Source organism: Pengzhenrongella sp., from assembly GCF_036565025.1.
Classification (GTDB): Bacteria; Actinomycetota; Actinomycetes; order Actinomycetales; family Cellulomonadaceae; genus Pengzhenrongella.
Genome location: NZ_DATCNW010000474.1, coordinates 58,056 through 81,556, shown reverse-complemented (window position 1 = coordinate 81,556; position 23,501 = coordinate 58,056). Strand labels below are relative to the sequence as shown.

Annotated in this window: 16 protein-coding genes and 1 pseudogene; 7 read left to right on the top strand and 10 right to left on the bottom strand. The window is 67.6% G+C overall.

The window, feature by feature from the left end:
- Nucleotides 1-8 precede the first annotated feature (8 nt).
- On the bottom strand, nucleotides 9-6,065 hold the full coding sequence (locus tag VIM26_RS26755) for an Ig-like domain-containing protein (RefSeq protein WP_331956380.1): 6,057 nt from the start codon (nucleotides 6,063-6,065) through the stop codon (nucleotides 9-11).
- A 347-nt stretch (nucleotides 6,066-6,412) separates the two neighbouring features.
- On the opposite strand from VIM26_RS26755, the pseudogene VIM26_RS26750 reads away from it, so the two are divergent.
- A pseudogene (locus tag VIM26_RS26750) lies at nucleotides 6,413-6,580 on the top strand (transposase); the annotation flags it as partial.
- A 478-nt stretch (nucleotides 6,581-7,058) separates the two neighbouring features.
- Here VIM26_RS26750 and VIM26_RS26745 read toward each other — a convergent pair.
- The 5 genes from VIM26_RS26745 to VIM26_RS26725 all read right to left on the bottom strand — a co-directional run bounded on the left by VIM26_RS26745 (nucleotide 7,059) and on the right by VIM26_RS26725 (nucleotide 10,186).
- The gene (locus VIM26_RS26745; protein WP_331956379.1) at nucleotides 7,059-7,490 is read right to left on the bottom strand and encodes a hypothetical protein; all 432 of its coding nucleotides are present in this window, start codon (nucleotides 7,488-7,490) and stop codon (nucleotides 7,059-7,061) included.
- 8 nt (nucleotides 7,491-7,498) lie between these two features.
- Nucleotides 7,499-7,789, bottom strand: coding sequence for a hypothetical protein (locus tag VIM26_RS26740; RefSeq protein WP_331956378.1), 291 nt, complete (start codon nucleotides 7,787-7,789; stop codon nucleotides 7,499-7,501).
- Nucleotides 7,789-9,192 carry a hypothetical protein gene (locus VIM26_RS26735; RefSeq protein WP_331956377.1) on the bottom strand — a complete coding sequence of 468 codons (1,404 nt, stop codon included), beginning with the start codon at nucleotides 9,190-9,192 and terminating at the stop codon, nucleotides 7,789-7,791. Before VIM26_RS26735 ends, VIM26_RS26740 begins: the two co-directional genes overlap by 1 nt.
- Nucleotides 9,186-9,608, bottom strand: coding sequence for a hypothetical protein (locus VIM26_RS26730; protein ID WP_331956376.1), 423 nt, complete (start codon nucleotides 9,606-9,608; stop codon nucleotides 9,186-9,188). The genes VIM26_RS26735 and VIM26_RS26730 overlap by 7 nt, the downstream gene beginning before the upstream one ends.
- 455 nt (nucleotides 9,609-10,063) lie before the next feature.
- Nucleotides 10,064-10,186: a hypothetical protein gene (locus tag VIM26_RS26725; protein ID WP_331956375.1), complete on the bottom strand. Its 123-nt coding sequence runs from the start codon at nucleotides 10,184-10,186 to the stop codon at nucleotides 10,064-10,066.
- Nucleotides 10,187-10,508: 322 nt separating this feature from the next.
- Here VIM26_RS26725 and VIM26_RS26720 point away from each other — a divergent pair, with 322 nt between their 5' ends.
- Genes VIM26_RS26720 through VIM26_RS26710 form a run of 3 tightly spaced genes read left to right on the top strand, consistent with a single transcriptional unit; the run spans nucleotide 10,509 to nucleotide 12,290 of the window.
- Nucleotides 10,509-10,709 (top strand): hypothetical protein, encoded by a 201-nt coding sequence (locus VIM26_RS26720; protein WP_331956374.1) that lies wholly within the window; start codon nucleotides 10,509-10,511, stop codon nucleotides 10,707-10,709.
- A 1-nt stretch (nucleotide 10,710) separates the two neighbouring features.
- Nucleotides 10,711-11,307: a hypothetical protein gene (locus VIM26_RS26715; RefSeq protein WP_331956373.1), complete on the top strand. Its 597-nt coding sequence runs from the start codon at nucleotides 10,711-10,713 to the stop codon at nucleotides 11,305-11,307.
- Entirely contained in the window at nucleotides 11,304-12,290 is a 987-nt protein-coding gene (locus VIM26_RS26710) for a nucleotidyl transferase AbiEii/AbiGii toxin family protein (RefSeq protein WP_331956372.1), read from the top strand. The genes VIM26_RS26715 and VIM26_RS26710 overlap by 4 nt, the downstream gene beginning before the upstream one ends.
- 219 nt (nucleotides 12,291-12,509) lie before the next feature.
- Here VIM26_RS26710 and VIM26_RS26705 read toward each other — a convergent pair whose 3' ends face one another.
- The 4 genes from VIM26_RS26705 to VIM26_RS26690 form a co-directional block, all read right to left on the bottom strand.
- On the bottom strand, nucleotides 12,510-13,079 hold the full coding sequence (locus tag VIM26_RS26705) for a hypothetical protein (protein ID WP_331956371.1): 570 nt from the start codon (nucleotides 13,077-13,079) through the stop codon (nucleotides 12,510-12,512).
- Nucleotides 13,080-13,241: 162 nt separating this feature from the next.
- Entirely contained in the window at nucleotides 13,242-13,991 is a 750-nt protein-coding gene (locus VIM26_RS26700) for an FRG domain-containing protein (protein WP_331956370.1), read from the bottom strand.
- A 9-nt stretch (nucleotides 13,992-14,000) separates the two neighbouring features.
- Nucleotides 14,001-15,566, bottom strand: a complete 1,566-nt coding sequence (locus VIM26_RS26695) for a hypothetical protein (protein ID WP_331956369.1) — start codon at nucleotides 15,564-15,566, stop codon at nucleotides 14,001-14,003.
- 731 nt (nucleotides 15,567-16,297) lie between these two features.
- On the bottom strand, nucleotides 16,298-16,633 hold the full coding sequence (locus VIM26_RS26690; RefSeq protein WP_331956368.1) for a hypothetical protein: 336 nt from the start codon (nucleotides 16,631-16,633) through the stop codon (nucleotides 16,298-16,300).
- A gap of 143 nt (nucleotides 16,634-16,776) precedes the next feature.
- On the opposite strand from VIM26_RS26690, the gene VIM26_RS26685 reads away from it, so the two are divergent.
- From VIM26_RS26685 to VIM26_RS26675, 3 genes are all read left to right on the top strand, one after another.
- Complete coding sequence (locus VIM26_RS26685) at nucleotides 16,777-18,705, top strand: ROK family protein (RefSeq protein ID WP_331956367.1); 1,929 nt, start codon at nucleotides 16,777-16,779, stop codon at nucleotides 18,703-18,705.
- 604 nt (nucleotides 18,706-19,309) lie between these two features.
- On the top strand, nucleotides 19,310-22,966 hold the full coding sequence (mobF, locus tag VIM26_RS26680; protein WP_331956366.1) for a MobF family relaxase: 3,657 nt from the start codon (nucleotides 19,310-19,312) through the stop codon (nucleotides 22,964-22,966).
- Nucleotides 22,963-23,328: a hypothetical protein gene (locus VIM26_RS26675; protein WP_331956365.1), complete on the top strand. Its 366-nt coding sequence runs from the start codon at nucleotides 22,963-22,965 to the stop codon at nucleotides 23,326-23,328. Before mobF ends, VIM26_RS26675 begins: the two co-directional genes overlap by 4 nt.
- Nucleotides 23,329-23,501 lie beyond the last annotated feature (173 nt).

Here is a 23,501-nt window from a genome sequence, read left to right as displayed (position 1 = left end):
GCATCAGCTCAGCCATGGCTGGAATATCCGGTCGTGTAATTGCCGAAATGAAGCCGCACCGAGAGTCCCGTGCCCGTCGTGCACACAGTTCCGACCGTGCCATTTGCCGGAACATTGAAATTCCTCGTCCCAGTTCCAGATGGGAATCGCGACCCGTCATTCCACTCGCACCAATAGGCGTATGTTCCGGCTGGGAAGTTGGTGACGGTGAGTTGCACCTGAAGGCAACTTGCAGTGCCGCAACCGGCGACCGGCTGGAAGCCTCCCCAGGTGACGTCGTAGGTCGGTGTCGGCGGCGGCGGCGGCGGCGCGGTTGTTCCCGACGCTGTGGTCTCGGAACTCTCCTGGCCTAGGTCATCGACCGTCTTCGCACCGAACGTGTGAGTTTGACTGTGGCCGTCGCCGACCGTGTAGGGCCCACCGCCGCCAAAACCGTCCTGCCAGTTCCCGCCATCGATTCGGTACATGACGTGGGTATTCCACCGCCCATTCTTCTGCATGGATACCGTGAAAGTCACTGTGGTGTCACCTTCGACTACTGACACCGTAGGCGCGATCGGACGACCATAGGGGGACACCCCTCCCAGATAGGATTCTGGCCCCGGGTAGGTGACTCCGTCCAGGGAAGTAACCGCTCGGACCTCCACAATGTACGACTGGTTGTTTTGGACCCCGGAACGGACGACTTTGTCATCGGGAACAGCTATCCACGACCCAGCGCGGTTCAGCCTGTACTGATAAGCGAGCTCACTGCTCAGCGCGCCGTTTCCGGGTGCCGGCCCGAACGTGAGCGTGAACTGATTGTCGCCCGGTACAACATTCATCGGCGAGGTCACTGCACCCGGCGCGACGAATGCCCGTCGTGGCGCCGACGCCGCGCTGGCCGCCCCGTTCCCGGCCTTGTTCACAGCGGTGACCGTGAAGGTGTAGTCGGTGACGTTCGTGTCGAGCGTGATCGCCTGCGTCGTCCTGCCGCCGGCGACCTTGATCGAGGAGACCGACGCCCCGCCGCGCAGCACGTTGACCGTGTAGGAGGCGATCGCGTTGCCGTTGTCCTTCGGTGCCACCCACGCGACCTGGAGCTGGGCCTGGTTGCCGACCGGGTCGAGCCGGATGGTGGTCGGTTGCGCCGGCGCGTTCGGCACCCCGGCCGGGGTCTCGCTGGCCGAATACCCGGACCAGTCGGACGGGTCCGAGGCGAGGTTCTTCGCCTGGACGCGCACCTTGTAGGGCACCCCGTTCTCCAGTCCGGTCCAGGTGTAGGACGTCCCGGTGACCCCGGTCTTCTGCCCGACGCCGGACGGCGGCGGCGGCGAGATCTCCAGGGTGTAGCTCTGCACCGGCGAGCCCTCGTACCCGGTCGGCGCCGCCCAGGTGATGCCGAGCGACTTGTCGCCGAACTTCAGCCCCGGGACACCGGGGGCGGTGGGCTTGGCGTCCGGCCGGGCCGAGGCGGAGGCAGGCGAGGGGTCGGAGTCCCCGACCTCGTTGGTCGCCACGACCCTGAAGGTGTAGTCGACGTTGTTGGTCAGGCCGTCGAGGGTGCACGTCGTCGTCGGGCAGTGGAACGTCTGGCCGCCGGACGACCTGACCGTGTACCCAGTGATCGGCGCGCCGTTGTTCGCCGGCGCCGCCCAGGACAGGACCACGGTCTTGGAGCGGATCTCGCTGACCTGCGGGGTCGCCGGGGTGGCCGGGCGGCCCTGGACTGTGAGCTTGATGCGCCCGTCGACGTACCTGTCGGCGTCCTTGGTCGCGTCCTGCACCCGGTAGCGGACCACCATCGTGCCGATGAAGTCCTTCGCCGGGTTGACCTGGACCTGCGTCCCGGACAGGGTCGCGGTGCCCGAACCGGTCTCCACCACCGGCGCGCCGACCAGGGTCAGCGCGGTGTTTGGGAAGGGGTTCTGGTCATTGGCCAGCACGTCGACGGTCATGGTCTTGCCCTGGCGCGCCTTGTCCACGATGTCGTCGTTGGCGACGGCCAGCGGCCGGGTCGAGGCGACGACCGTCACCGTGAGGGTGCCGTCCACCGGGGCCGTCGTCCCGTCCGACACCTTGAGCTTGACGGTCGTGGTGGTGCCCTTCGGTGTGTCGACCCCGGCGGCGGCGGTCAGCTTCTGCCCGGACACCGAGACCCGTAACCCGCCGGCGGGCTGCCCCTCGAGGGTGTACTTCATCTTCGCCAGGTCACCGGCGTCCGGGTCGGTCGTGAGGGCGGCGAGGTCGACCACGACCGGGTCCTCACCGGGAGCGATCTTCACGGTCGAGCCGGTGAACGTCGGCGGCTGGCTCGTCGGCGGGTTCACGGTGATCGGGATCGTCAGCACCGCGGTGTGCCCGTTCGGGTCGTCCGGCCCGGTGCCGTCGGTCACCTCGAAGGTGACCCCCGCGGCCCCGAAGTAGCCCGTGGCGGAGGTGAAGGCCAGGGTTGTCGCGTCGACCAGCACCGGGGAGCCGTTCCCGTGCAAGGCCGAGACCGACGCGGCCGTCGTCACCCGAGGCGACCTGCCGGCGGCCACCTGCACGTAGTCGGCCAGCTTGAGCGTGAGCTTGGCCCCCGAGTCGACCTTGACCGGCTCGGTGGACTTCAGCCGCGGGCGCTCGTCGTGGGCCCCCGGCACCCATACGAACGCCGACCCGACGAGGCCGTCGACGTCGGTGACCGTGTAGAGGATCGCCTGCCCGGTCTCGGTGACCGGGACCTGCACCGAGCCGTCCGAGGCGACCTTGACCCCCGCCACCTGCGAGGCGACCTTGAGGTCTGCGACGTTCCCGTCCGGGTCCTCGTCGTTGTCCAGCACGTTGACCGTCGCGCTGGTCTTGCCTGCGACCTGCGCGGCGGTCAGCAGGTCGTCGCGCGCGATCGGCGCCTGCAGCGGCGCGTTCGGGTCGACGGTCACGGTGAGGCTCCCGGTGACGGTCCCGGTCTTGGAGTCGGTGACCCCGTAGTAGACCGTGAGCACTTCGGCCTTGGCCGGCGTCGTCAACTCGACCCGGTCGCCGAACACCGTCGCCTTCACGGAGGCGTCCGAGACCTCCAGGGAGTTCTTGACCAGCGTGAGCGCATCGCCGTCGGCGTCCACGTCGTTGGCGAGCACCGGCACCGCCAGATCCCGGCCGGGCCGGGCCCTCACGGTGTCCGGCACCGCGACCGGCTGCTGGTTGGTCGCCGCAGTCGGCGCGATCCCGACGAGCACGCTCGCGCGCGCTCGGGCCCCGAACCTGTCCTGGACGGTGTAGGTGAACGTGTCGGTGCCGGCACCGTCCTTGCTGGCCTCGTAGTCCAGCCAGGACGCCCCGACCGTCACCACCCGGCCCTTGGTGGGCGCCGAGCCGATCCCCACCAACTGCACCGAGTCGCCGTCCGGGTCGATCCCGTCCAGAGTCACCGAGATCCGGATCGTCTGCCCCGCCAGGGCCCGTGCCGTGACGTCGGCCGGCTGCGGCGGGGAGTTGTGCGCGGCGTCCGCGGCCCGGACCGTGATCGTCACCTGGGCAGAAGCGGTCTGCTGCGCCGGGTCGGTGACCTGGTAGATGAGGTGCACGGTCGTCGCGGTGGCCGGGGCCTGGAACCGGACCTGGTCGTTCGCGACGAACGCCGTGCCGGACTCCGGCTTCTGCGCCAGGTCGTGCACCACCGAGAGCGCGGCCCCGCTCGGGCTGGTGTCATTCGCCAGCACCGGGATGGTCACGACGTCCCCGACCCGGACGGTCGCTGTGTCGTCGACCGCCACCGGCGGCTGGGTTGTGGCCGCGGCCGGCACCGGGAGCACGACGACCTCGCCGGTCGCCGCCGCCGTCCCGTTCGACACGGAGTAGGTGAACGACGTGGGACCGGTGAGAGCCGACTGCGCGCTGATCCGCAGCAGGTGGTGGTCGATCACGGCGACGGTGAGCGGCGAGCCGGCCGGCAGCGTGATGCCCTGCACGACCAGCACCCCGCCGGCGGGGTCGACGTCGTTGGCCAGCGGGTCGACGTACACCTTCCCGCCCGCGGTCAGCATCCCCGTGTCCCGCACGGCGATCGGCGCGCCCTGCGCCGTCCCGGCCTCGGCGACGTCGATGCGCACCAGCCCGGTCGCGGTCGCCGGTCCGTCGGTCACCACGTAGGTGAGGTAGTAGGTGCCCGCGGTCTGCGCGGACACCGTGAACGTCCCGGCGGCGAACTCCTTGGTGACCTGCAGGTCCGCGCGGTCCTCCACCTTCGCCAGCCGCAACTGGTCGCCGTTGGCGTCGGTGTCGTTGGCCAGCGGCGAGACCGTGACGGCCCGCCCGACCACCGTGCTCACGTGGTCGGCGTTCGCCACCGGCGGCTGCTCGCCCGGCGTGCGGACCTCGACGTCCAGCTCGCCCTCGGTGGTCTTCTGCCCGTCCGAGACGACGAGCGTGATCTTCTTCCGCCCCGAACTGGTCCCCACGTCGGTGAACGTCACCTGCCCGTCCGGGGTCGACCTGACCTGGTCGGCGGTTGTCGAGGCGACCGACTGCAGGAAGATGTCGTCGCCGTCCGGGTCGCTCCACCCGGGCAGCACGTTGATCGTGGCGCTCTTGCCCTGCTCGACGACCAGGGTCGAGATCCGGTTCTGCACCGGCGCGGCCTCGGTGTTCCAGCCGTGCACCTCCAGGCTCACGTTCGCATCCGCCTTCCCACCGCGACCGTCCAGCGCGGTGTAGCTGAACGACGAGGTCGCCGTGGCCTTGTCCGGGACGGCCAGCTGGAACGCCTCGCCGCCGCGGATCGACTGCAGCGCCCCGAACGACGGCTGCGTCTTGGCCTGCGCGACGAGCAGGTCGCCGTCCGGGTCGGAGTCGTTGGCCAGGACGGGCAGCACGGCTGTCCGGCCGGGTCGCACGCCGAAGTGGTCGTCGACCGCGACCGGGTTCTGGTTCGCCTTCGTCCGGTCGGGCAGCCGCTGGTCCTGGGAGGTGCCGGTCGCCTGGTTCTGCTTGTTGTCCTGCTTCGGCGGGGTGACGTCGCTCCAGTTGTTCACCTGGGTCAGCGCGTTGTCGGTCAGCCAGACCGCCCCGGTCGCCAGGTTGTTCAGCACCACGACGTCCCGGTTGACCCGGAACCGCAGTTCGCCGTTCCCAGCGTTCGGGATGTCCAGGGCCGAGTCGTGCGCGGTGCCGTCGCAGTCACGCAGGTAGCGCGCCGAGCCGCTCCAGGCCGCGTACGTGCAGCCGTTGAGCCGCACCGGCGCCGCGGCGACCCCGCTTCCCCCGGCGCGGTGCCGGACCGGCTCGCCGCCGCCGAGCGGCACGTCGAGCAGCGCGGCGGTCGTCGCGACCTCGACCGCCGCGGCGTCCGGGCCCGGCTGCTGCAGCCGCGCGTTCTTCGCCCCCTTGACTGTGACCGGGTTGCCGCCGTCGATACTCACCGTGCCAACGCTCGCGTCCAGGACCACGACGTGGGTACCGACCGTCGTGGCCTCCAACTCGGAGTCCGCGGGGACCCCGGGCAGCGAGCGCACGTCCGGCTTCGCCCCCACGTGGTAACGCTCGAGCTCGCCCCTGGCGGCGACCGCGGCCCACGCCGTCCCGTCCTGCCCGACGGTGACAGCGGCGGGGCTGTCGAAGATCGCCGTCGGCTGCATCTGCTCGGCGTCGAACGACGCCACCTGGTCGGCCGGCAGCACCCAGAGTTTGGTCTTCTTCGTGGCGTCGGACGCTGTGATCGCCACGGTCTGGCCGCCCAGGGCCATCACGGCACCGGTCGGCAGGGGCGTGTTGCCTTTGAGCGAGACGCTCGCGACATCGACCGGGCTGGCGGTACCTGAACCGGTGTCGTCCAGGATCACCGCGCCCGCGAGCTGGAGGACGTCGAAGTTGTTGCTCGTCGCCCGCAGGCTCGAGTCCAGCTCGCCCGCCTGGAAGTTGAGGTGACCCAGCAGGCTCATGGCGGCGTTCGTGACCCAGACGCCGCCGTCGTTGAGCTCCACCTGGGTGGTCGGCGTGCCTGGGTACAAGATCGCCAGCCCGAACGCCGCGGTCGAGAAGACCGAGACCGTTGCCGTGGAGGCAAGCGCCCCTCTGTGACGTCTCCACCACCCCAGCACCGGCACGTTGCCTCTCCGAGAAATCGTTGGTCCGGAGCGTGGCCGTGGACGGGGCCGTGACCCATCGACCATCGCAACCATCGCAACCGATGACCGCCGCACACTCCGAATTGGCAACATAGACGGGTTTGCCCTGATCACGCCAGGGGGAGTTGTACCCGCAACCACCAGTTCACCCGGTGATTGCGCAGGTTCACCCGAGTGTCGACGGTGGCTGAAGACTGACAAGGGGTCGACGCCAACCGGTCGAGATTCGCCCGACGTTGACATCTGCGAGACCCAAGGAGCCGACGCCCGCGGGTGAACCGTCGTGGGTCTGGTGGAGGCGCTGATTCAGCATGGAGACTTCTGGAGTGTCTGGACCGAGGAAGTTTGACCCGGAGACGCGCGTCCGAGCGGTCCGGATGTATCAGGACCGGCTCCGTGAGCATGACGAGTCCAAGGTGGTGGCGCGCCGCGAGGTCGGGCGTCTGCTCGGCGTCAATCCCGCGACCTTGCGGAACTGGATCGAGCGCGACGAGATCGACTCGGTGCGCCTCCAGGGTCATTGCGTAGTCGGTGAGCCGGTCCGCTGACCTGGAGGTTTGCAGGTGCGACACGCCGGACTCCGCGCGCTCGGCGCGACGCGGGCGCTGGCGCTCACTCAAGTCGCGCTGACAGCGGTCGACGGGATCTGCCAGTACCTCGCCGCGTCGGGCGGGATAGGTCTCGGCCGCCGCGGCGCGGTTCTTCGACTTCGCCCCGCTGATCTCGGGGCCGTCCCCCGGTGTTGCAGATGCTCGTAGGGCTCGCGCTGATCGTCGGGTTCATCCTGCTGTGGGGCGTGATGCTGTTCCGCAAGGCGGCCCTGGTCCTGATCGCCGTGTTCGCACCGATCGCGTTCGCCCGGTCCGCGTGGGACCCGACCCGCGTGTGGACCCGGCGCTGGTTGGAGATCGTCGCCGCGCTCGTGTTCTGCAAGGTCGTCATCATCGTGGTGTTCGTGTTCGGCGCGCGCGATCACGCGGGTGTGAGCGCATCGAACCCGCCGGTTATGAGGGCGACGGTGCCGCGTTCGTGCCAGCCGGCGGTGTGGGCGATGGCGTTCAGCACGATTGTGATGTTGGCCGCGTCGAGCCCGCTCAAGAGGTCTCCGAGGGGCCGGTAGATCTCTCGCCCGGCGATGCTGATCGCGATACGCAGCATGGCGATCTCACTCCCGCTCGCGGGCGCGCGGCCCGCGAATTGGGCGGCAGCGGCCCAGTCGATACCGACACACGAAGGTCTGCCGTCGCTGATCCGCAGAGTGGCTCGCCGGAAGTCGGCGCGGTGCAGCCAGCCACGGTGCGCCAGCAGCACTTCGACGGCCGCCTCCAGCGGGTACAGTCCACGCGCCCAGGCGCGCAGCCCGGTAGTGAGCTGGTCGAAGGTCAGGGCGCTGACGTCGGTCATGGCAGTTGTCATCTCCGACCTTGGATCGCGGTGCGTACCCGGTCGAGCCGGCTGCGGCCGAGGAGCGCGAGGCACGCCTCGCCTTCGTTGATCCCTAACTGGTCCGCGATGACCCGCGCGAGCGCGGGGATCGTGGGGATGAGGTGGTAGGAGCTGATCGAGATCCGGGGTGCGTCGAAGCGGTCCTCGTCGCGCCACAGCTGCGCCCAGAAGCTTTCGAGCAGCTCGTCGTAGCCCCAGATGGATTGCTCCGACCAGCCCGGAAGGTCGAAGTCTCGCGTGTACGCACCGGTCCTCATCACCGGCTCCTTTCGATCGGATCGTGGCCGGGCGCCGGTTTGGCGACCGTGCGGAGCGGTTCGGCGCGCAGGGTGAGGCCGCCGGCTCCGAGGAGGGCGGGATCCTTGTGCGCGATCGTGCGTGTGTAGAGGGCGTCGACCGTTTCGATGCGATGGCCGTCGGCGGGCACGCAGCGGCCGGAGAGTTTGGCGTCGGCCAGTTCGGGCTTCCACGTGACCTGCGATCCGGTCAGGCTCCGCGCCGGGACGTAGACCTGATGGCCGCGGCCCATGCGCTCCGCCGTGGTTTGGTTCCAGCGTCCGATGTCGGCGGTCATCGCGCAGGCTGCCGAGATCGCCTGGCCCAGGTGCCGGCGATCACCCGGGGAGAGATCGGGCTGGTCTCCGCTCAGCGGGGCGAAGGTTCGCAGCAGGCCGCTGACCCGGGCGAAGTCCTGCTCGACGACGGGGTCGCCCGGCTGCGCGGATCGCCAGTCGACCAGCGCCCGGGACACCTCCTGCCACGCGCGCCCCCGGCTCGCCACGGACTCGAGCTGGCGTGGGATCGGCTCGTCAGCGCGGAGCGCGGCGGGCTGCACGCCGTGGAACGCCAGTGCGTGGGCGTGCACCGCGATGCCGAGGGTGGCGTACGTCTTCAGCGTGTCGACCGAGGGGTGGGCCGATCGGACGTCGTGCCACGCGATCCGGCGCAGGCGCAGCATCCGGTCGCTGAACTGCGCGGCAGGTTCCCCGGTCCGGATCGGCGCGCTGGCAACGGTGAGATCGTCCAGGTGCGCCCATGTCGGCAGCGACCCGATCCCGGCGACGTCCCGCGCGTACGCGCGGACCTCGCCCAGGTCCGGCAGCTGGTGGCGCACCTGTGGCCAGGGGACGCCCGATTGCGCTGCGCGCAACGCGAGGTAGTCCTCCCCGGACACGATCGTCGCGACCAGGTCGCCAACCTGGGCCAGGCCGGCTTGTCGGGCGGCGGGGTGGCGCAGGACCGCGTCGAGGTCGGGGGTGCGGGGTTCACCGTCGGCGTCGGAGTGGGTGGCGACCAGCTCGCTCGCCGCGCGCACGCACCGGGCCGCGGTCGCCCACGGCGATGGGCTGAACTTGGCACCGACCCACGCCCACGGAGGGTTCGCACCAACGACGTCGTGCAGCAACTCCCCCAACCGCAACGCGGCCTCCTCGCGCGGATCGGGGGCACCAGACACCCGGATGCCGTTCACCCTGCGCATTTCGAGCAGGACAAACGTGTGCTCCTTGAGAGCGCGGAGAACTTCAAGGAAGTCGTTGATGGCCGTCTGGGCGTACTCCTCGCGTTCCAGGGGCAGGTTCTGCATCCACACCACGCCGTGCCGGATGCCGATCGCGGCCCGCAGCATCAGGTCCCCGTATGTCGCCGGCGCCGTCACCATGCACCCCCGGTCGCCTTCGCCCGCGCCGACTCGAGCAGCGTGCTGACCCGGGTCGAACACAGCACGACGAGCACACCTGCGCCGGGCCGACCCGCCAACTCATTCGTCAGGGCCTGCGCCGCTGCCAGAAGCTCGTCGATGACGTCCACCGCCGCGTCCCGATCTGCGAGACTCACCGGCCCGACGTCGACCGCCACACCGGGCGCGGTGAAGTCGACCAGTCGCTGCTCGAGCTCGGTCAGCGCGTACGAAGTGTCCAGGGCCGCGTAGGTCAGGCCCAGGTCGTCATCCGCCCCGGGCACCGAGGCGAGATTCACCGCCGCGTGGCCGGCGGCGAACACCAACGTCCACACCCCCTCCCACCCGCTCGCCTCCGCGGAGAGAACGGCCGCCGGCTCGATCCATGTCGTCGTCATTTCCACTCCTCTCGATCGACCCGGGTGACACCCGACCGGGTCCGGTTCAGTTCCACGGTGAGCGACCGAGCCGCCCACCAACGCCGTCAAGCCCAGATCTGTGGATAACTTCCACAGGCGGTCCCAAAGTGCACCCGTCGAAAGCTCGCGCCGACTCGAGGCCGGAAGCCGCCCTGCGTCTCTTGCGCGAGCACGAAATACCAGGCCGACCATCTCGGCGCCGCATCGATCGCTATCGCGCCCTTACCAAGCAGGAGTACGACGAGCCTGCGAAAACAGGGTCACCGCTGTGACACGGGACGCGCACTCGCAGCGAAATCGCGGCGCCGACGCGACGATTCCTCACGCGGCGCGACGTCGAGCAGCCCGCAGGCGGCTCGTGGGATTTCGCGCGGTGATGGGCACTCGCTCCTACGTCCGCCGCCAGGTCGTCGTTGGTGGGAGCAGTCGAGCGCTCACGCGCCGGCCCCTACGGCCGGCGTCGTCGGGCGGTGCCGTGATCGTTGCGCCGGCCCGGTGAGCATCGTCAGGTCAAGCGTCCAGTCGAGGGCGTTCCGGCGGCGCCACAGAGCGCTCATCTCCTCGATGTGCAGATCGACCTCAGCTGGTGACCACCAGTTCACAGCGCCCAGATGCGCCCGCGCCTGGTCGTCGCGCCCACGGACCGTGGCGTACCCGAAGTGCGTCGCGGCGTGACATGGGGTGCACAGCGAGATCAGACGCCGATTGACCTGAACATGGGTGTGTCAGCGCGCGCTGGGGTGAGGGGACGAGGCGGCAAAGCGGTGACGGGCCGCCGAAGCGCCGCAAGACCCGGGAGGTCCCGTTGCCGGATGCCGTGCAGGACGCCATCACGGCGTACCTGACCGCACACGCTTCGATTGAGGTGACCTGCCGTGGATGATGCTGGACGGGAAGCCGACCACGGTGTCGTTGCTGCTCACGTCGCGGGAGAAGAAGGCGCTGAACCGCGACTGCTTCAACACCCACCTGTGGTGGCCATCGCTGGAGCGTCCCGATATGCCCGACGAGCGTGTCGTCGGTGGATGGCGCTTCGGGAGTCGCTTCCGCCGATGTCACGTTCCCGGTATACTTTCGTGACATGACGACGTTGTCGCCCGCAGCGGTGATCCGAGAGACACCGGAGAAGTCCTTCGTCCACGTGGACAGGCTCCCCGGATCCTCGACCGCTGCCCGCAAGGCGGCATCCCGCGCCGTGAAGAGCGGCATGCTGCTGCCGGTGCGCCGGGGCCTGTACTACCGGGGCCGGCGTACGCGCTACGGGCTGACCGCACCGCGTGCCGACCAGATCGCACGCGCCGTGCTCGGCACCCGGGGCGTCGGACCCGCCGGATACTCCGCAGCCCGCGCCTGGGGCGTCACCACGCAGATCCCTCCTGACTGGCACGTCGCGACCCTGCGCATCGTCGACCCGATCGACGGGGTGCGGCAGCACGGGCGCAAGAACCTTGCCCGGACTGACTTGAACGAGAAGGAGATCGCACTCCTGGAGCTGCTGCGCGCACCCGAGGTGTACGTCGAAGCAGGTTGGGATGCGCTGGCCCGTAAGGTCCGCGCTGCCCTGCGTTCTGGTGAGATCAGCAGCGACCGGCTCCGTGAGGCGGTGCCTGGTGAGTACAACCGTGCGGTCCGCGACAACTTCGCGCGCCTTGAGTCATCGATGCTGGAGGCAGCATGAGTGAACGGCTGCGCCAACACCCCGACGATCTCGATGCCCTGGTCGCTCAGACGGCGTCAGCACGCGGGCTACCGGCTCCGTACGTGGAGAAGGACTTCTGGGTCACCGAGGTCCTGCGCGCTGCCGCCGCCGACCGCACGGTCGCCATGCCCGATGGCTCGACCGCCCCGGTCACATTCCTGTTCAAGGGCGGCACCAGCCTGAGCCGGGTCTTCGGGATCGTGGACAGGTTCTCTGAAGATGTGGACCTGCTGGCCGTGTTCCCCACGAGCGCGGCAACCAACGCGCGCCACAAGGTCCTCAAGCAGGTCGACACCGACGTGACCAGCTACCTCGGACTCACCAAGAACGACGTCACGGTGGGTGCCTCGACGACAGGTGTGAAGCGCTACACGACCTACCACTACCCGGTGCAGGATTACGACCAAGGCCTCAAGGAAGGGGTCCTGCTCGAACTCGGCAGCCGTGGCGGCACCTATCCCGCCGGCCCACACCCCTACCGTTCGATGGTGGCCGACTACGCAATCACCGAGCTCGGCGAACCCGCGGACACCTGGGAGGAGTTCGCTGCGTTCACCGTCAACGTGCTCGCGCCCGAGCGCACCTTGTTGGAGAAGCTCGCGGCGGTCCACGACGCAGCCGTCCGAGGCGACACCGCGACCCTGCTCAAGCACGGGCGCCACTTCTACGACATCGACCGACTCCTCAACACACCCACGCTCCTCGACGCACTCGACTCTCTCGGACCGGCCGGAGTCGTCGAGCTCGTCGAGGACATCAACACCCACAGCGCCGACGCCGACTTCTCCTGGAGTCCGCGCCCCGAGGGCGGGTACGCCGACAGCCCGGCGTTCGATCCACAGGCCGAGGCACGCGACGCGATCCGCACCGGCTTCGAGGCCGCCCAAGGCCTCATCCACGGCCTCCGCATCACCCTCGAAGAAGTGACCACCACGGTCCAGACGAACCGCGAAAGGCTCTGAAGCCATGAACGGCGAGCGCCCCCAGAGCGCACCCAGCAGCTTCTGATAGATCGTTTGCCCAGGTCAGCACAGCTTGGCCGCACAGCAAGCGGAGCGGCATCCCCGTCGCGCGCTCGCCTCGCCGAACTTCGCTGCGGCGGCGAGCAATGGGCGCCGCCAGGCGGCGACCGGGACGCCCTCCGCGGCGGGCATCGGACGGGTTGACGTTGCCTGGGCGGGTCACCCGGACCATTCGCAGGCCGGAGAGCTACCGGCGGCGCCGCACACGGGCCCGCTGGACAGCCTCGTCAAACGCCTCGAGGTCGTGCGCGGTGAACAGCGGTGCTCGTTGGCCTCGGTGATGACGTACCCGAGCTCCTCCCACGCGTCGATGAGCGCCCGGTCCACGCCGATCTCGTCGGCCTTGGCCCGCAAGTCGTCGAACATGTCGGGCGCAACCGCTGCCGGGTCCAGGAAGGTCGGCTCGTCCTTGTCCGGGTCGAAGAACAACGGGTCCTCCGGGCCGGGCTCGCGGCCAAACTTCTCGACGAACGCCTCCCGCTGCTCCTCGAGCAACGGCTTCAGCATTGCCGCGTCCTGCGGTGGCAGCTTGATGGTGCGACCGGTCGGGGTGAAGGTCTGCTGCACGAACGCCGGGTCACCCTGCCGTTCGATGACCAGCCGGAAGTGCTGCTCGCGGGCACGCGCCCGAGCCGCTTGGTTCCGTTTGGTCTTGCGGCTCTCCTGCTTCGCCACGACGATGCCCTCCCCCAGCCACCCGCTGCTGTTCGCCGATCCTGGCAGGTTCACGCCGCCCCGTCACCCCTCGGCGAACGTTACGAGTCGAAAGAGATCAGAGCGTCGGTGAACCGCTCGCAGTCAGGTGCGAGGAGCGCCACAAATCTTGGGCGGCCGGGCGTGCCCCCAGTCGAGGATCTTGTGTCGCTAGCGCAACGCCCGGACTCGCGACACTCAACTAGTTGTGGCCTCGCGCTCCAGCGCCGCGAAATACGCCGCGCGCGCCGCACCGGTCGTGTCTGGAAAAAGACTCTCATGGTCAATCCCCATGAGAGCGAGATCCCGGCGGGCACCGACGGCTGCTTTGCGGGGTATGAGGTACTGCCAGAGGACGGTGCCTCCGAGTGGGTGGCCACGGTCCCAGTCATTAATGAACTCGACAAGCGTCGGGCTCAACGAATTGTTTGTAGTGAACAACCCTCGCTGCGCCTTGGAACGCTCATTTCCTGCGAAAGACGGCTCAAGGACGCCGATGCCCGCGCCCGCAGCCAATGGTGGCGCCTCTCGCCACAGGGCCCACACGGCGCAATGTTCTTCGTCGGAGTCGTATCGCAGCGTGTCCGAAAGAGCAAAGAAGGCTGCCACATACGGTGACGAACTCCAGTCAAGGACACGCGTCGGGCAACCGTTGTGCTGTAACAATCCGAGCAGTTCAAGAGGATCGCGACCGACCGCTAGACCTGGATTGCGCCGCTGAAATTGGCGTAGGATACGATCTTGCAATTCGTTTCGACGTCCAATATTCAAAGCGGAATTCTCTCTATCCAAACTGGCAGAGAGACTAAAACTCCCTAAGGGTTGGCCACGAAAAATCAGATCCTCAACGCAGTGATCCTCGAGTCCTCGATCACCGATGTCCGAGACCATCTTCTTAAAATGTTGCCAATCGTCCACTCGGATCTTCCTGAGCCAGTCACTCGTCATGAAGTTCTCCTAGTTGGGATGATAGGGAGCGTCGCCGTTTATCTCGATGTTCCGTGCGATGTCGTGAATCATGCAGTGCCAAACGTAGCGATGGACACCACTTCCGCGTGGGAGCTGGCTGCGACCATGGTAATCCCGGGGCTCAAAGAAGTGGACCTTTCCATTTACTTCGACCCATCCTATGAGCCGATTTCTCCACAACGCATTGCTCAGACGCGCTTGGGTCCTGAATATCTCTTGGGCGCGGACATCCATAAGGGCGCACTTCTTCGGGGTGAAGACCTCCTGTCCTACTTGCTCTATAATTCCTACTATTGCCGTCACCTTGTCGCCAAGTTGCTGGTCGAGTTTCGCTTCGGTCGCGTCCGAATCGTAGTCGGCTACCAGGGAATGAGGAGTGTCTTCTAGCATCATCGATGCACAGACATTCAACTGGCTTCGGATGCTGGCGCGTGCCGCATCGGATACGAGATCTCGGATCTCGTCTTCAGCTAGCCTCTGCCTACCCGACTCTCTTTGGAGCGCACAAATCATGTTGCCCATGATCACTATATCCCTCGGCACGAGTCGGGTGTGCCGGATCATGTAGCCCTCGATGCCCTCGGCGAGAAGGTTGGGGCGCCCATTCGTCACCGAGGAAATGCCAATCCAACTCTCGACGGTTCGTTCCTGTGGATCGGAGAAGTGTGATGGAGGCAGCTTCGCCAACTTGAGGTGCAGGAATTCATGCGCACTCTCGCGGGTCCAGCGCAGGTAGTTAATATGCGTTTGCTCGGCGTATTGGGGACCGTGCTCGCCAGCCGCCACAGTTGCTAGAGTAACGTCCCTGAGGGCGACGACCACATGGAGTTTGTTCCGCAACGGAGAATCATCCTTGGCAAGGTGCATAACCGCATAGAACAGCCCCCGCTGGCATTGGGTCCATGGCCCTGGAGACCACGCGTAATTCTTGTCGATATCGTCAACGTAGATGAAGAGCTCCGGGCTATGTGCAAGAACCGTCCCGAGAAATCCCTCGACGTCCTCCCATCGATCATCGAGCAAATAGTCGATGAACGCTTCTTTTCCATCGATATCGCGTATGAGTCGGGCAACCTGACTCGACGCCCTCCTGAGGTTCGCGGGGCTACCGAGGAGACTCTCGTACTTGTGCAGGCGTTCAAGCGCGGACTTCGCCTGTGGCGCATCCGGACGGTTGTACATTGCCTGGTTCGACACGAACGACCACGCGGTTCGGAGGATCGCCCGTCGCCACAATAGCGACCAATATTCAGTGTTGCTGGTCGTCTGATCCATGCGACGGCTGAATTCCCGAACCAGTGGTGTAAGCAGGTCCTCGTTCCTTTGGACATTCGACGCCACCGAACTGTCGTACTGGAGCCGGCTCTCGCGCATACGTCGTAGGAGGAGCGATTTCCCGGAGCCCAGCGCTCCGGCAATAACGCGAACTCTGGCGTCATTCGGGTCTCGAGCCAAGCCGCCAAAACGCCCAGGCATCGCAACCAAGTCGCCGCGGATTTCGTCAAAGTTGCCTACGTTTCCGTCTGGCAACCCGAAAGGGTCATACTCGATCACGGCGTTCCCTTCTTTCTGGTGAGCAGTCTCTCAAGACAGGAAATTGCGTCCAGCGAGGTGGGTGTAGCTCGTCGCATCATGAGTCAGAGGACCTCTCTCCGTCATCAGTATGGGGCGGCGCTCTGAGTCCCTGCTCGGAGCACTGCGGACTCGGGACGGCTGGCACCCTCAGTTTCGACCCTAGTAGTGACCTTGGTCCGCTTCAGCCGGGTGAATTCGCCTTAGGTTCCCGCTGTTCGGGGAGCGGCCTTCGGCAGGCCCTTTCACTCGTCGTTAACTTCGGTCGATAGGCACGCGACAAAGCCTCACTGCCTCGGGTGGCTCTGATGTTCTGGTCTGGCTCCGCCCTCTCGGCTTGACCCTGGCTTGACCCGGCGCCAGTTGGTCTGGCTGTTCGTGGTTCGTGACTTGTCAACGCCGGCTGAAGATTGACTCAGTTCCGCCGGTTGAAGAGGAAATCAAGATCGCGACGTCGTCGGGCCCTACCGGGCCCGTTGGCTCGCTTGTCTTGGCCGGCGGAAGTGGTGGCGTGTCGGCCGCGGCGGCGCGGCCGGCCTTGGGCGAGCCGGCGGGCTCGCTCGGAGATCGCTTGTGGCGTCGCTTGGGATGCTGGAGCCCGAGGCATCATCGAGGGCGACACGCTTGAGCGACTCGCGCGGGCGAGACCGTCGATCACGGTGGCAACGCGCCGGAACGAGGCCGCCACCCATGGCTCATCCCCGCCCCCTCCGTCACGCCGAGCGCCTTGGGGTCCGGTTGCGGGAGATCGACGTGTCCCGACGGTACCCACGCAGACCTTCATCGCGACCCCTCCAGCGGTCTGGTGCCATCCCCCTCGGAAGGACTGTGATGACCACCCGTCCGGTCAGGTCGAGCACCAGGGCGACACCGTTACGACCGAACACGGTGTAGCCCCGGGCGTCGCGCACAGTGCTGAGGCGACTGAGCATCGCCGCGTCCAGCTCAGCGAAGCGGATACCGCGCTCGACCATTCGGTCGGCCGCGTGGTGCGTGAGCTCGAGATCGGCGGGGTCGCCGTCCGAACCTTCCAGCTGCAGAGTGACCATAGTCACAGGTTTACTCCAGGACTGGAGTCAACGTCAACACGTACTGACTGGTACGATAGTTAACGCCAGCGGTAACTGCCGCTAGCGTGTACTAGTAGACACGTTGCCTCTCGCGGCGCTAACATGTCTAGCAGGTAACGGCAGTGATCGAAGGGAACGCATCGCCCATGACCACATCGGATGGCGAAGGCAGCCGCATGCACGATGGCTTTCGGAGCGTGCTCGAGTCCCTGACTGCTCGCGACCCCAAGAAAGCAGACCAGGGAGTCAGCGAGCACGTCCTCGGAACCGTCTTGGAGGAGTTGGCGATCGCAGCACCGATTGGTTGCCTTCGAAGCGAGCTCCGAGAACGCATGGCTTTAAGTGACGGTCCGAAGTACTCCGTCGGCACCCTGTCAAAGGCGCTCACGGTCCTCGAACAACACGGGCTCATCTCGAGCGGCCCTTCTTACGCCGGCCCGAAGGGGGGGAGACGACCGGAGCGATACAGACTGGGCAGTGATCAGTGGGCAATGCTCGGCATTCACGTCACACTCAAGGGCGACCGTCCCAGGACGCTCACCTGTACGCTGCGCGACCTGACCGGGCTGCCAATCGACTCCCTCAGCCGTGGACTCACTGGCGGCGGCTCGAACTGGTCTGACGCAGCGAAGGAGATTGCTGCATGCGCGGTCGAGCTCATCCGGACCTGGAGAGACCACGCATCGAGGGACGCAAGGAAAGCCGGTTCGGACGCACGGCCAGTCCGAAATATACTTGGAATTGGCATCGAGGTGCCGGGGCACGTGCACAACGGCGAAGTGGTCCATGTCGCACGCCCAAATTTCGAGTCAGAGAACGCTCCTCTCGCCGCAGAGATCCGCGATCGACTGAGAGAGACATTGCGCGAAGATAATATAGGGGCGGACCTGACGGTCGTTTTAGACAACGATGTCAACATGATAGCGCTGCGCGAGACGTATCGCCCCAATGCCCGGTCACGTCCTCGAGACGGAGTTGTGGTTGCGGTCTTCGATGACGGCGTCGGGGCAGGTCTTCTTGCGAATGGCCGAATCTATCGAGGGCACGGCGGAGCGGCCGGAGAACCTGGCCACAACCCGGTCTTTGTAGAGGAAGGGGTGCCGCGCCTCGTGTCGCCGCCCATGCCACCGTTAAATTACGATGATTCCTCACCGCCCGCGATCATGACGGCGCCCGACGACACCTACTTGACGTTCACTTATCCGTGCTCGTGCAAGAGGAAAAATCATTTGGACTGCTACGCGACTCCTAGTCGCCTCACCGGTGAGCTCAACCGTCCGCTCGGTGATTTTTCTACCCTCGCGTTGAGCCCCGCGTACGACGCCCAGGGCGATGTCACCGCAGCTGGGACAGCCTTCTGGAAGGGAGGTGCCGCGCTCGGCCATGGGGTCGTCTCGCTCATCCATGCAATGAACCCGGGCTGGCTGCTCCTCCTGCTTCCCCCAGCGCTTGCCGAGGTGAAGTTGCAGGAAGGTGAACTCGGGGATGGAACCGCGGCCGGCCTGTACCGCCAGGCGATCGAAACCGTCGTCAAGGAACATGCATTTTCCACGAGCGACGCCGATGCCCGCAATGGCGGTCGATGGTTGGATGTGAAGGCTCTATCCGATGATCTCAAAGTCGGCGCCGAGAAGGCCGCACGAAATGCAGCAATTCGTGTCCTTGACGAGTTCATCGCGCACGCCCTTCAGCGAGATCGGTGCCGAGTGAACCCGTTGGCTGCGGTGCAGCCAGCGCTGCACCGGTCGGTCGATCATCGCCTGTTGGACAAGCAACGGCGTATCATTCTCACAAAGCAAGTGGAGGAGATCGTCCGGTATTATGACCCCGAGGGGCTCATCGGGGCTGGCGCGCCCGACGATGAATACTCCGTCGAAGAGTCGGAACTCGTCCAGCAGATCAGCCGAGCCGAGGCTACGCCCGATACCGTGCGCGCGTTGTGGCTCCATTCATTCGGAACGGGCTCGAACCTCTTGAAGAACAGCGTTCGACTCAACAGTCTGGCAAGCGAACTCATCGCCGTGCAGACCCAGGGGCTATGGGCGGGATGAGCCCACGCCCATAGCCCCTGGGTAAGCGATGTGGGTCGGGGTGCCCAAGTGCCCTCTTGGCCGTGAGAGTGCCTGGTACTGGTGACCGTGTGCAGCCGCTTCAACTGCCCCGAGCAAAACTACGAATCTTCTTGCGTGGCTGTTGGCGTTGTGGAGCCCCTCGGGGGGCCCGCAACGGCCCAGCATCGCGGCGTCGCACTTGTCATAGCCCAGGTGATCGCTGACCTCGACCGCGAGGCCGCGTTCCAGGACCGAGCGGATCAGGCCCGGGGACGACGCCTCGGTTACCCCACAACCTGACTATTAGCGCGCCGCCGCGACGAGTCACCACCCCGGACAGGTTCGCCGGACAGCCCTTCCGATCAGGCTCCAGACGGATCCTGCGCCTTCAAGTCGAGGCGAATTCCACGGCTGAGAGTGCAGGACTCGTCTGGCTCTCGAGGATCCGCGCATGCCCTCGCCTCGGGCGGACACCCTGATTTCGGTGAGTACGCGGACTCCTGCTTGGTATGAGGACAGTTCAACCACTCCCCCGCCGCACCCTCGCGCCGCGCCCCGCAACTGCCCGGCGGCCCCGACTCCAGTGCCGCGCCCGATGATGTCTGTGCGCCGCCTGACGGCGGGCGCCGGGTACAAGTACCTGTTGCGGCACACCGCGTCCGGAGACTGCGACCGCCCAGCGGGTCGCGCCCTCACCGCCTACTACCTCGAGGACGGATACCCGCCCGGCCGATGGCTCGGCACCGGCCTGGCCGGAGTCGCCGACGGCACCGGCCTCCCCGTCGGCACCCGCCTCCCCGTCGGCACCGGCCTCCCCGTCGGCACCGCGGTGACCGAGGAAGCGATGGCGAACCTGTTCGGCAAGGGTCGCGACCCGATCAGCGCGGTCCCGCTCGGGCGGGCGTACCCGGTGTACGCGTCAGTGACCGACCGCATCAACGCCGCGACCAAGGCACTGCCCGCGTCGATGGGCATCGTCGAACGCGCCGCCGCGGTCGAGACGCTGACCAGGGTCGAGCTCGCCAAACCGACCCGCACCGCCGTCGCCGGTTTCGACCTGACGTTCACGGCACCGAAGTCCGCCTCGACCGTGTGGGCCCTCGCGGACGCCAAAACTCAAGAGGCGGTCGTCGCCGCGCACCGGGCCGCGGTCGACGACGCGCTCGCCCACCTCGAGCGGACCGCGCTGTTCACCAGGACCGGCACCCACTCGTGCGCGCAGGTGCCGACGCGCGGAATGCTCGCGACCGCGTTCGACCACTGGGACACCCGCACCGGGGACCCGAATCTGCACTCCCACGTCGTTCTCGCCAACAAGGTCCAGGGCCCCGACGGGGTCTGGCGGTCCGTCGACTCCCGCGCGCTGCTCCACGCCGTGGTGGAGATCAGCGAGCTGTACGACAACCTGTTCGCCGACCAGCTCGCCGCCCGGCTGCCCATCTCCTGGGGGTGGCGCCACCGCGGCGCGCAACGGACCCCCGCGTTCGAGGTCGACGGCGTCGACGACGACCTGCTCAAGGTGTTTTCCACCCGGTCCACCCAGATCGACCAGGCCATGACCGAGGCGATGGCGAAGTTCATGGCCACCCACGCCCGCAGCCCGAACCGGGTCGAGGTCACCCGACTGCGCCAGCAGGTCACCCGCACCACCCGCCCGGCCAAGACCCGCCACTCCCTGCACGAGTACCTGACCACCTGGCGGCGCCGCGGACAGGTCGCCACCGGCAAGACCCCCGAACAGCTCGTCGCCGCCACCATGAAGACCTCCCGGTGCACCGCGCTGCGCAGCGACCAGGTGTCCGACGACGTCGTCGGACACCTCGCCGGGGAGGCGATCGACCAAGTCCTGACCCGCCGGTCTACCTGGACCAGGTCCAACATGACCGCCGAAGCCGCCCGCGCCACCCGCGGACTGCGCATGGCCACCACCGCGGACCGCCTCGAGCTGCACACCCGGGTCACCGACACTGCCCTGAGCCGGTGCGTGAACCTGGCCGCGCCGGAGGTGTTCACCGCCCCACCCGACTACCGGCGCCTCGACGAGACGTCGGTGTTCAGCCGCCCCGCCGAGGCCAAGTACACCGAGGTGCGGATCCTGGACGCCGAGACCCGGCTGCTGACCGCGACCGAGACCACCGGTGCGCCGGCCGCCCGCCGGTCCGACGCCCACACCGTCACGTCCGCCCCGGTGCCCGTCGCCCACTCTGGCGGGCCGGTGACCCTCGCGTCCGACCAGGTCGACGCCGTCACCACGATCGCGACGTCGGGGCGCCGGTTGGACGTCTTGGTCGGGCCGGCCGGCACCGGCAAGACAACCACCTTGCTCGCATTGCGCCGGACGTGGGAAGCGACCCACGGCCGCGGGTCGGTGGTCGGGTTGGCGCCGTCCGCGACCGCGGCCGCCGAGCTCGCCGACGCGTTGGAGATCGGGTGCGAGAACACCGCGAAGTGGCTCTACGAGTCCACCGGACTGGGCCACACCCGCCGCGTCGCCCTCATCGCCGAACTCACCCAGCTCGCCCAACGCGCCCACCCCCGCCGGGACGCCGCCCGCGTGGCCTACCTCGCCAAGGCGCTGCGGACCCTGACCACCGAGACCCGGGCGTGGGCGCTGCAGCCGGGGCAGCTGCTCATCGTGGACGAAGCCTCCCTCGCCGGCACCCTCACCCTGGACACCCTCCTGACCCAAGCCGCCACCGCCGACGCCAAGCTCCTGCTCGTCGGCGACCACGCCCAGCTGTCCGCCGTCGACGCGGGCGGGGCGTTCCACCTGCTCGCCGAGCGCGGCCACCCCGCCGTGCTCACCTCGCTTTGGCGGTTCACCCACCGGTGGGAAGCGCACACCACCCGCCTGCTGCGCGCCGGGAACACCCGCGCGATCACCGAGTACGCCGAGCACGACCGGCTCAGCGCCGGCCCTGCCGAGGCGATGCTCGAAGCCGCCTACGCCGCCTGGCAGACCTCCGAACTCACCGGCGCGTCCGCGATCCTGCTCGCCGCCGACAGCCACACAGTCGCCGCCCTCAACGCCCGCGCCCACGCCGACCGAGTCGCCGACCGCGTCGTCGCCGCCACCGGCGTCACCACTCCCACCGGGGTCACCATCGCGGCCGGGGACCGGGTCGTGACCCGCCGCAACGCCCGCCACCTGCGACTGCTCACCGGCGGGTACGTCCGCAACGGCGACCTGTGGGACGTCCTGACCACGCACGACGACGGATCCCTCACCCTCGTCAAGACCACTCGCTCCGGCGCCGTCCGCCGCGAAACCCCGCGCACGGTGCACCTCGACCCGGGGTATGTCGCCGAGCACGTCGACCTCGGGTACGCGTCCACGACCCACCGCGCCCAAGGCATCACCGTCGAGCACTCCCACGTCCTGGCCGCCCCCGGCATGACCCGCGAGAATCTGTACGTCGCGATGACCCGCGGCCGCACCAGCAACCACCTCTACACCGCGACCGACGTCGTCGACCCCCTGTGCGAGCACTTGCCCGACCCGCACGGCGCGCCGGCCGGCCGCGACGTCCTCGAACGGATCCTGGCCACTAGCGGCGCGGAACTGTCCGCCACCCAGACCATCGCCCGCAACCTCAACGACGCCACCTCCCTCGCCCGCCTCGAACCGATCCGCGACACCCTCGCCGCCGACGCCGCCAGCCGCCGCTGGATGCACCTCCTCACCACCCAGGCACTGACCCCTGATCAGGTCGCGGCCATCGACGCATCCCCCGCCCGCGGACCGCTGGTCGCGGCCCTCCGGCAAGGCGAACGCGCCGGACATCCCATGGAAGCCGTCCTCGCCCGGCTGATCGCCACCCGCAGCCTGGACGACCCTGCCGACCCAGCCCACGACGTCGCCGCCGTCCTGCACGACCGCGTCACCACCTGGCTCGACGCCCAGAACGAAAGCACCCACCCCGACGACACACGCCACCCGTTCCAGGCCGAGCGCATCGACCCAGCAGACCCGGCCGCGGATGCGATCGCTGAACTCGACGCGCTGATCACCGGCCGCATCACCAACCTCACGACCGTGGCAATCAGCGGTCGGCCCGCCTGGATGCGCCCACTCGGCGACCAACCCGAGCCCGGCCCCGACCGCGAAGTCTGGGAACGCCAGGTCGCCGCCCTCGTCACCTACCGCGACACGAACCGACTCACCGACGCCGCCGACGAACTTCCCACCCCGCGCACGACATCAAGGCTCGGCGGCGCACCGACCACGACCCAGGGTGCTGACCGGAGTCTCGGGCGATGAGCACCAACGGTGGCTTCTACCCGACGCCGCGCACCACGTTCGGACCCGATGGACCCATCTGCTGGCCCCGACTGGACGAAGAGCACGCCGCCGAGATGCTCGACGAGCTCACTGACTGGGTCCAATGGCTCACGCATCGATTCACCCTCGACCACCGCACGATCCCCACATGCTGGAACCAGCACGGCCCCCTCATCGAAGAGCTCGCCGCGCTGTACACCGCCTGGCAAACCGCCTACGCACTCACCGCGGAAGGCGACGCACCCCTCGCCTGGATGAACCACTTCGCCGCCGCCCGGCAACGCCTCGCCGATTGGGTCGCCCGCACCGGCTGCCGACCCGGTGCTCACCGGAGCAAATGAACGCCCGGCTCGCCGAACCCCCGTTGTTTCGCGCACGGAAAGGTCAGTGAAGCTCGACGAATGACAGCTCGATCGTCCGCAACCCGGACAGCCTGACCCCGCCGATTCAGGTCGAGACGCTTCGGCCGTATGCGATGGCGCCGGATCGCACTCCAGGTCGCGGGCAATGCGCG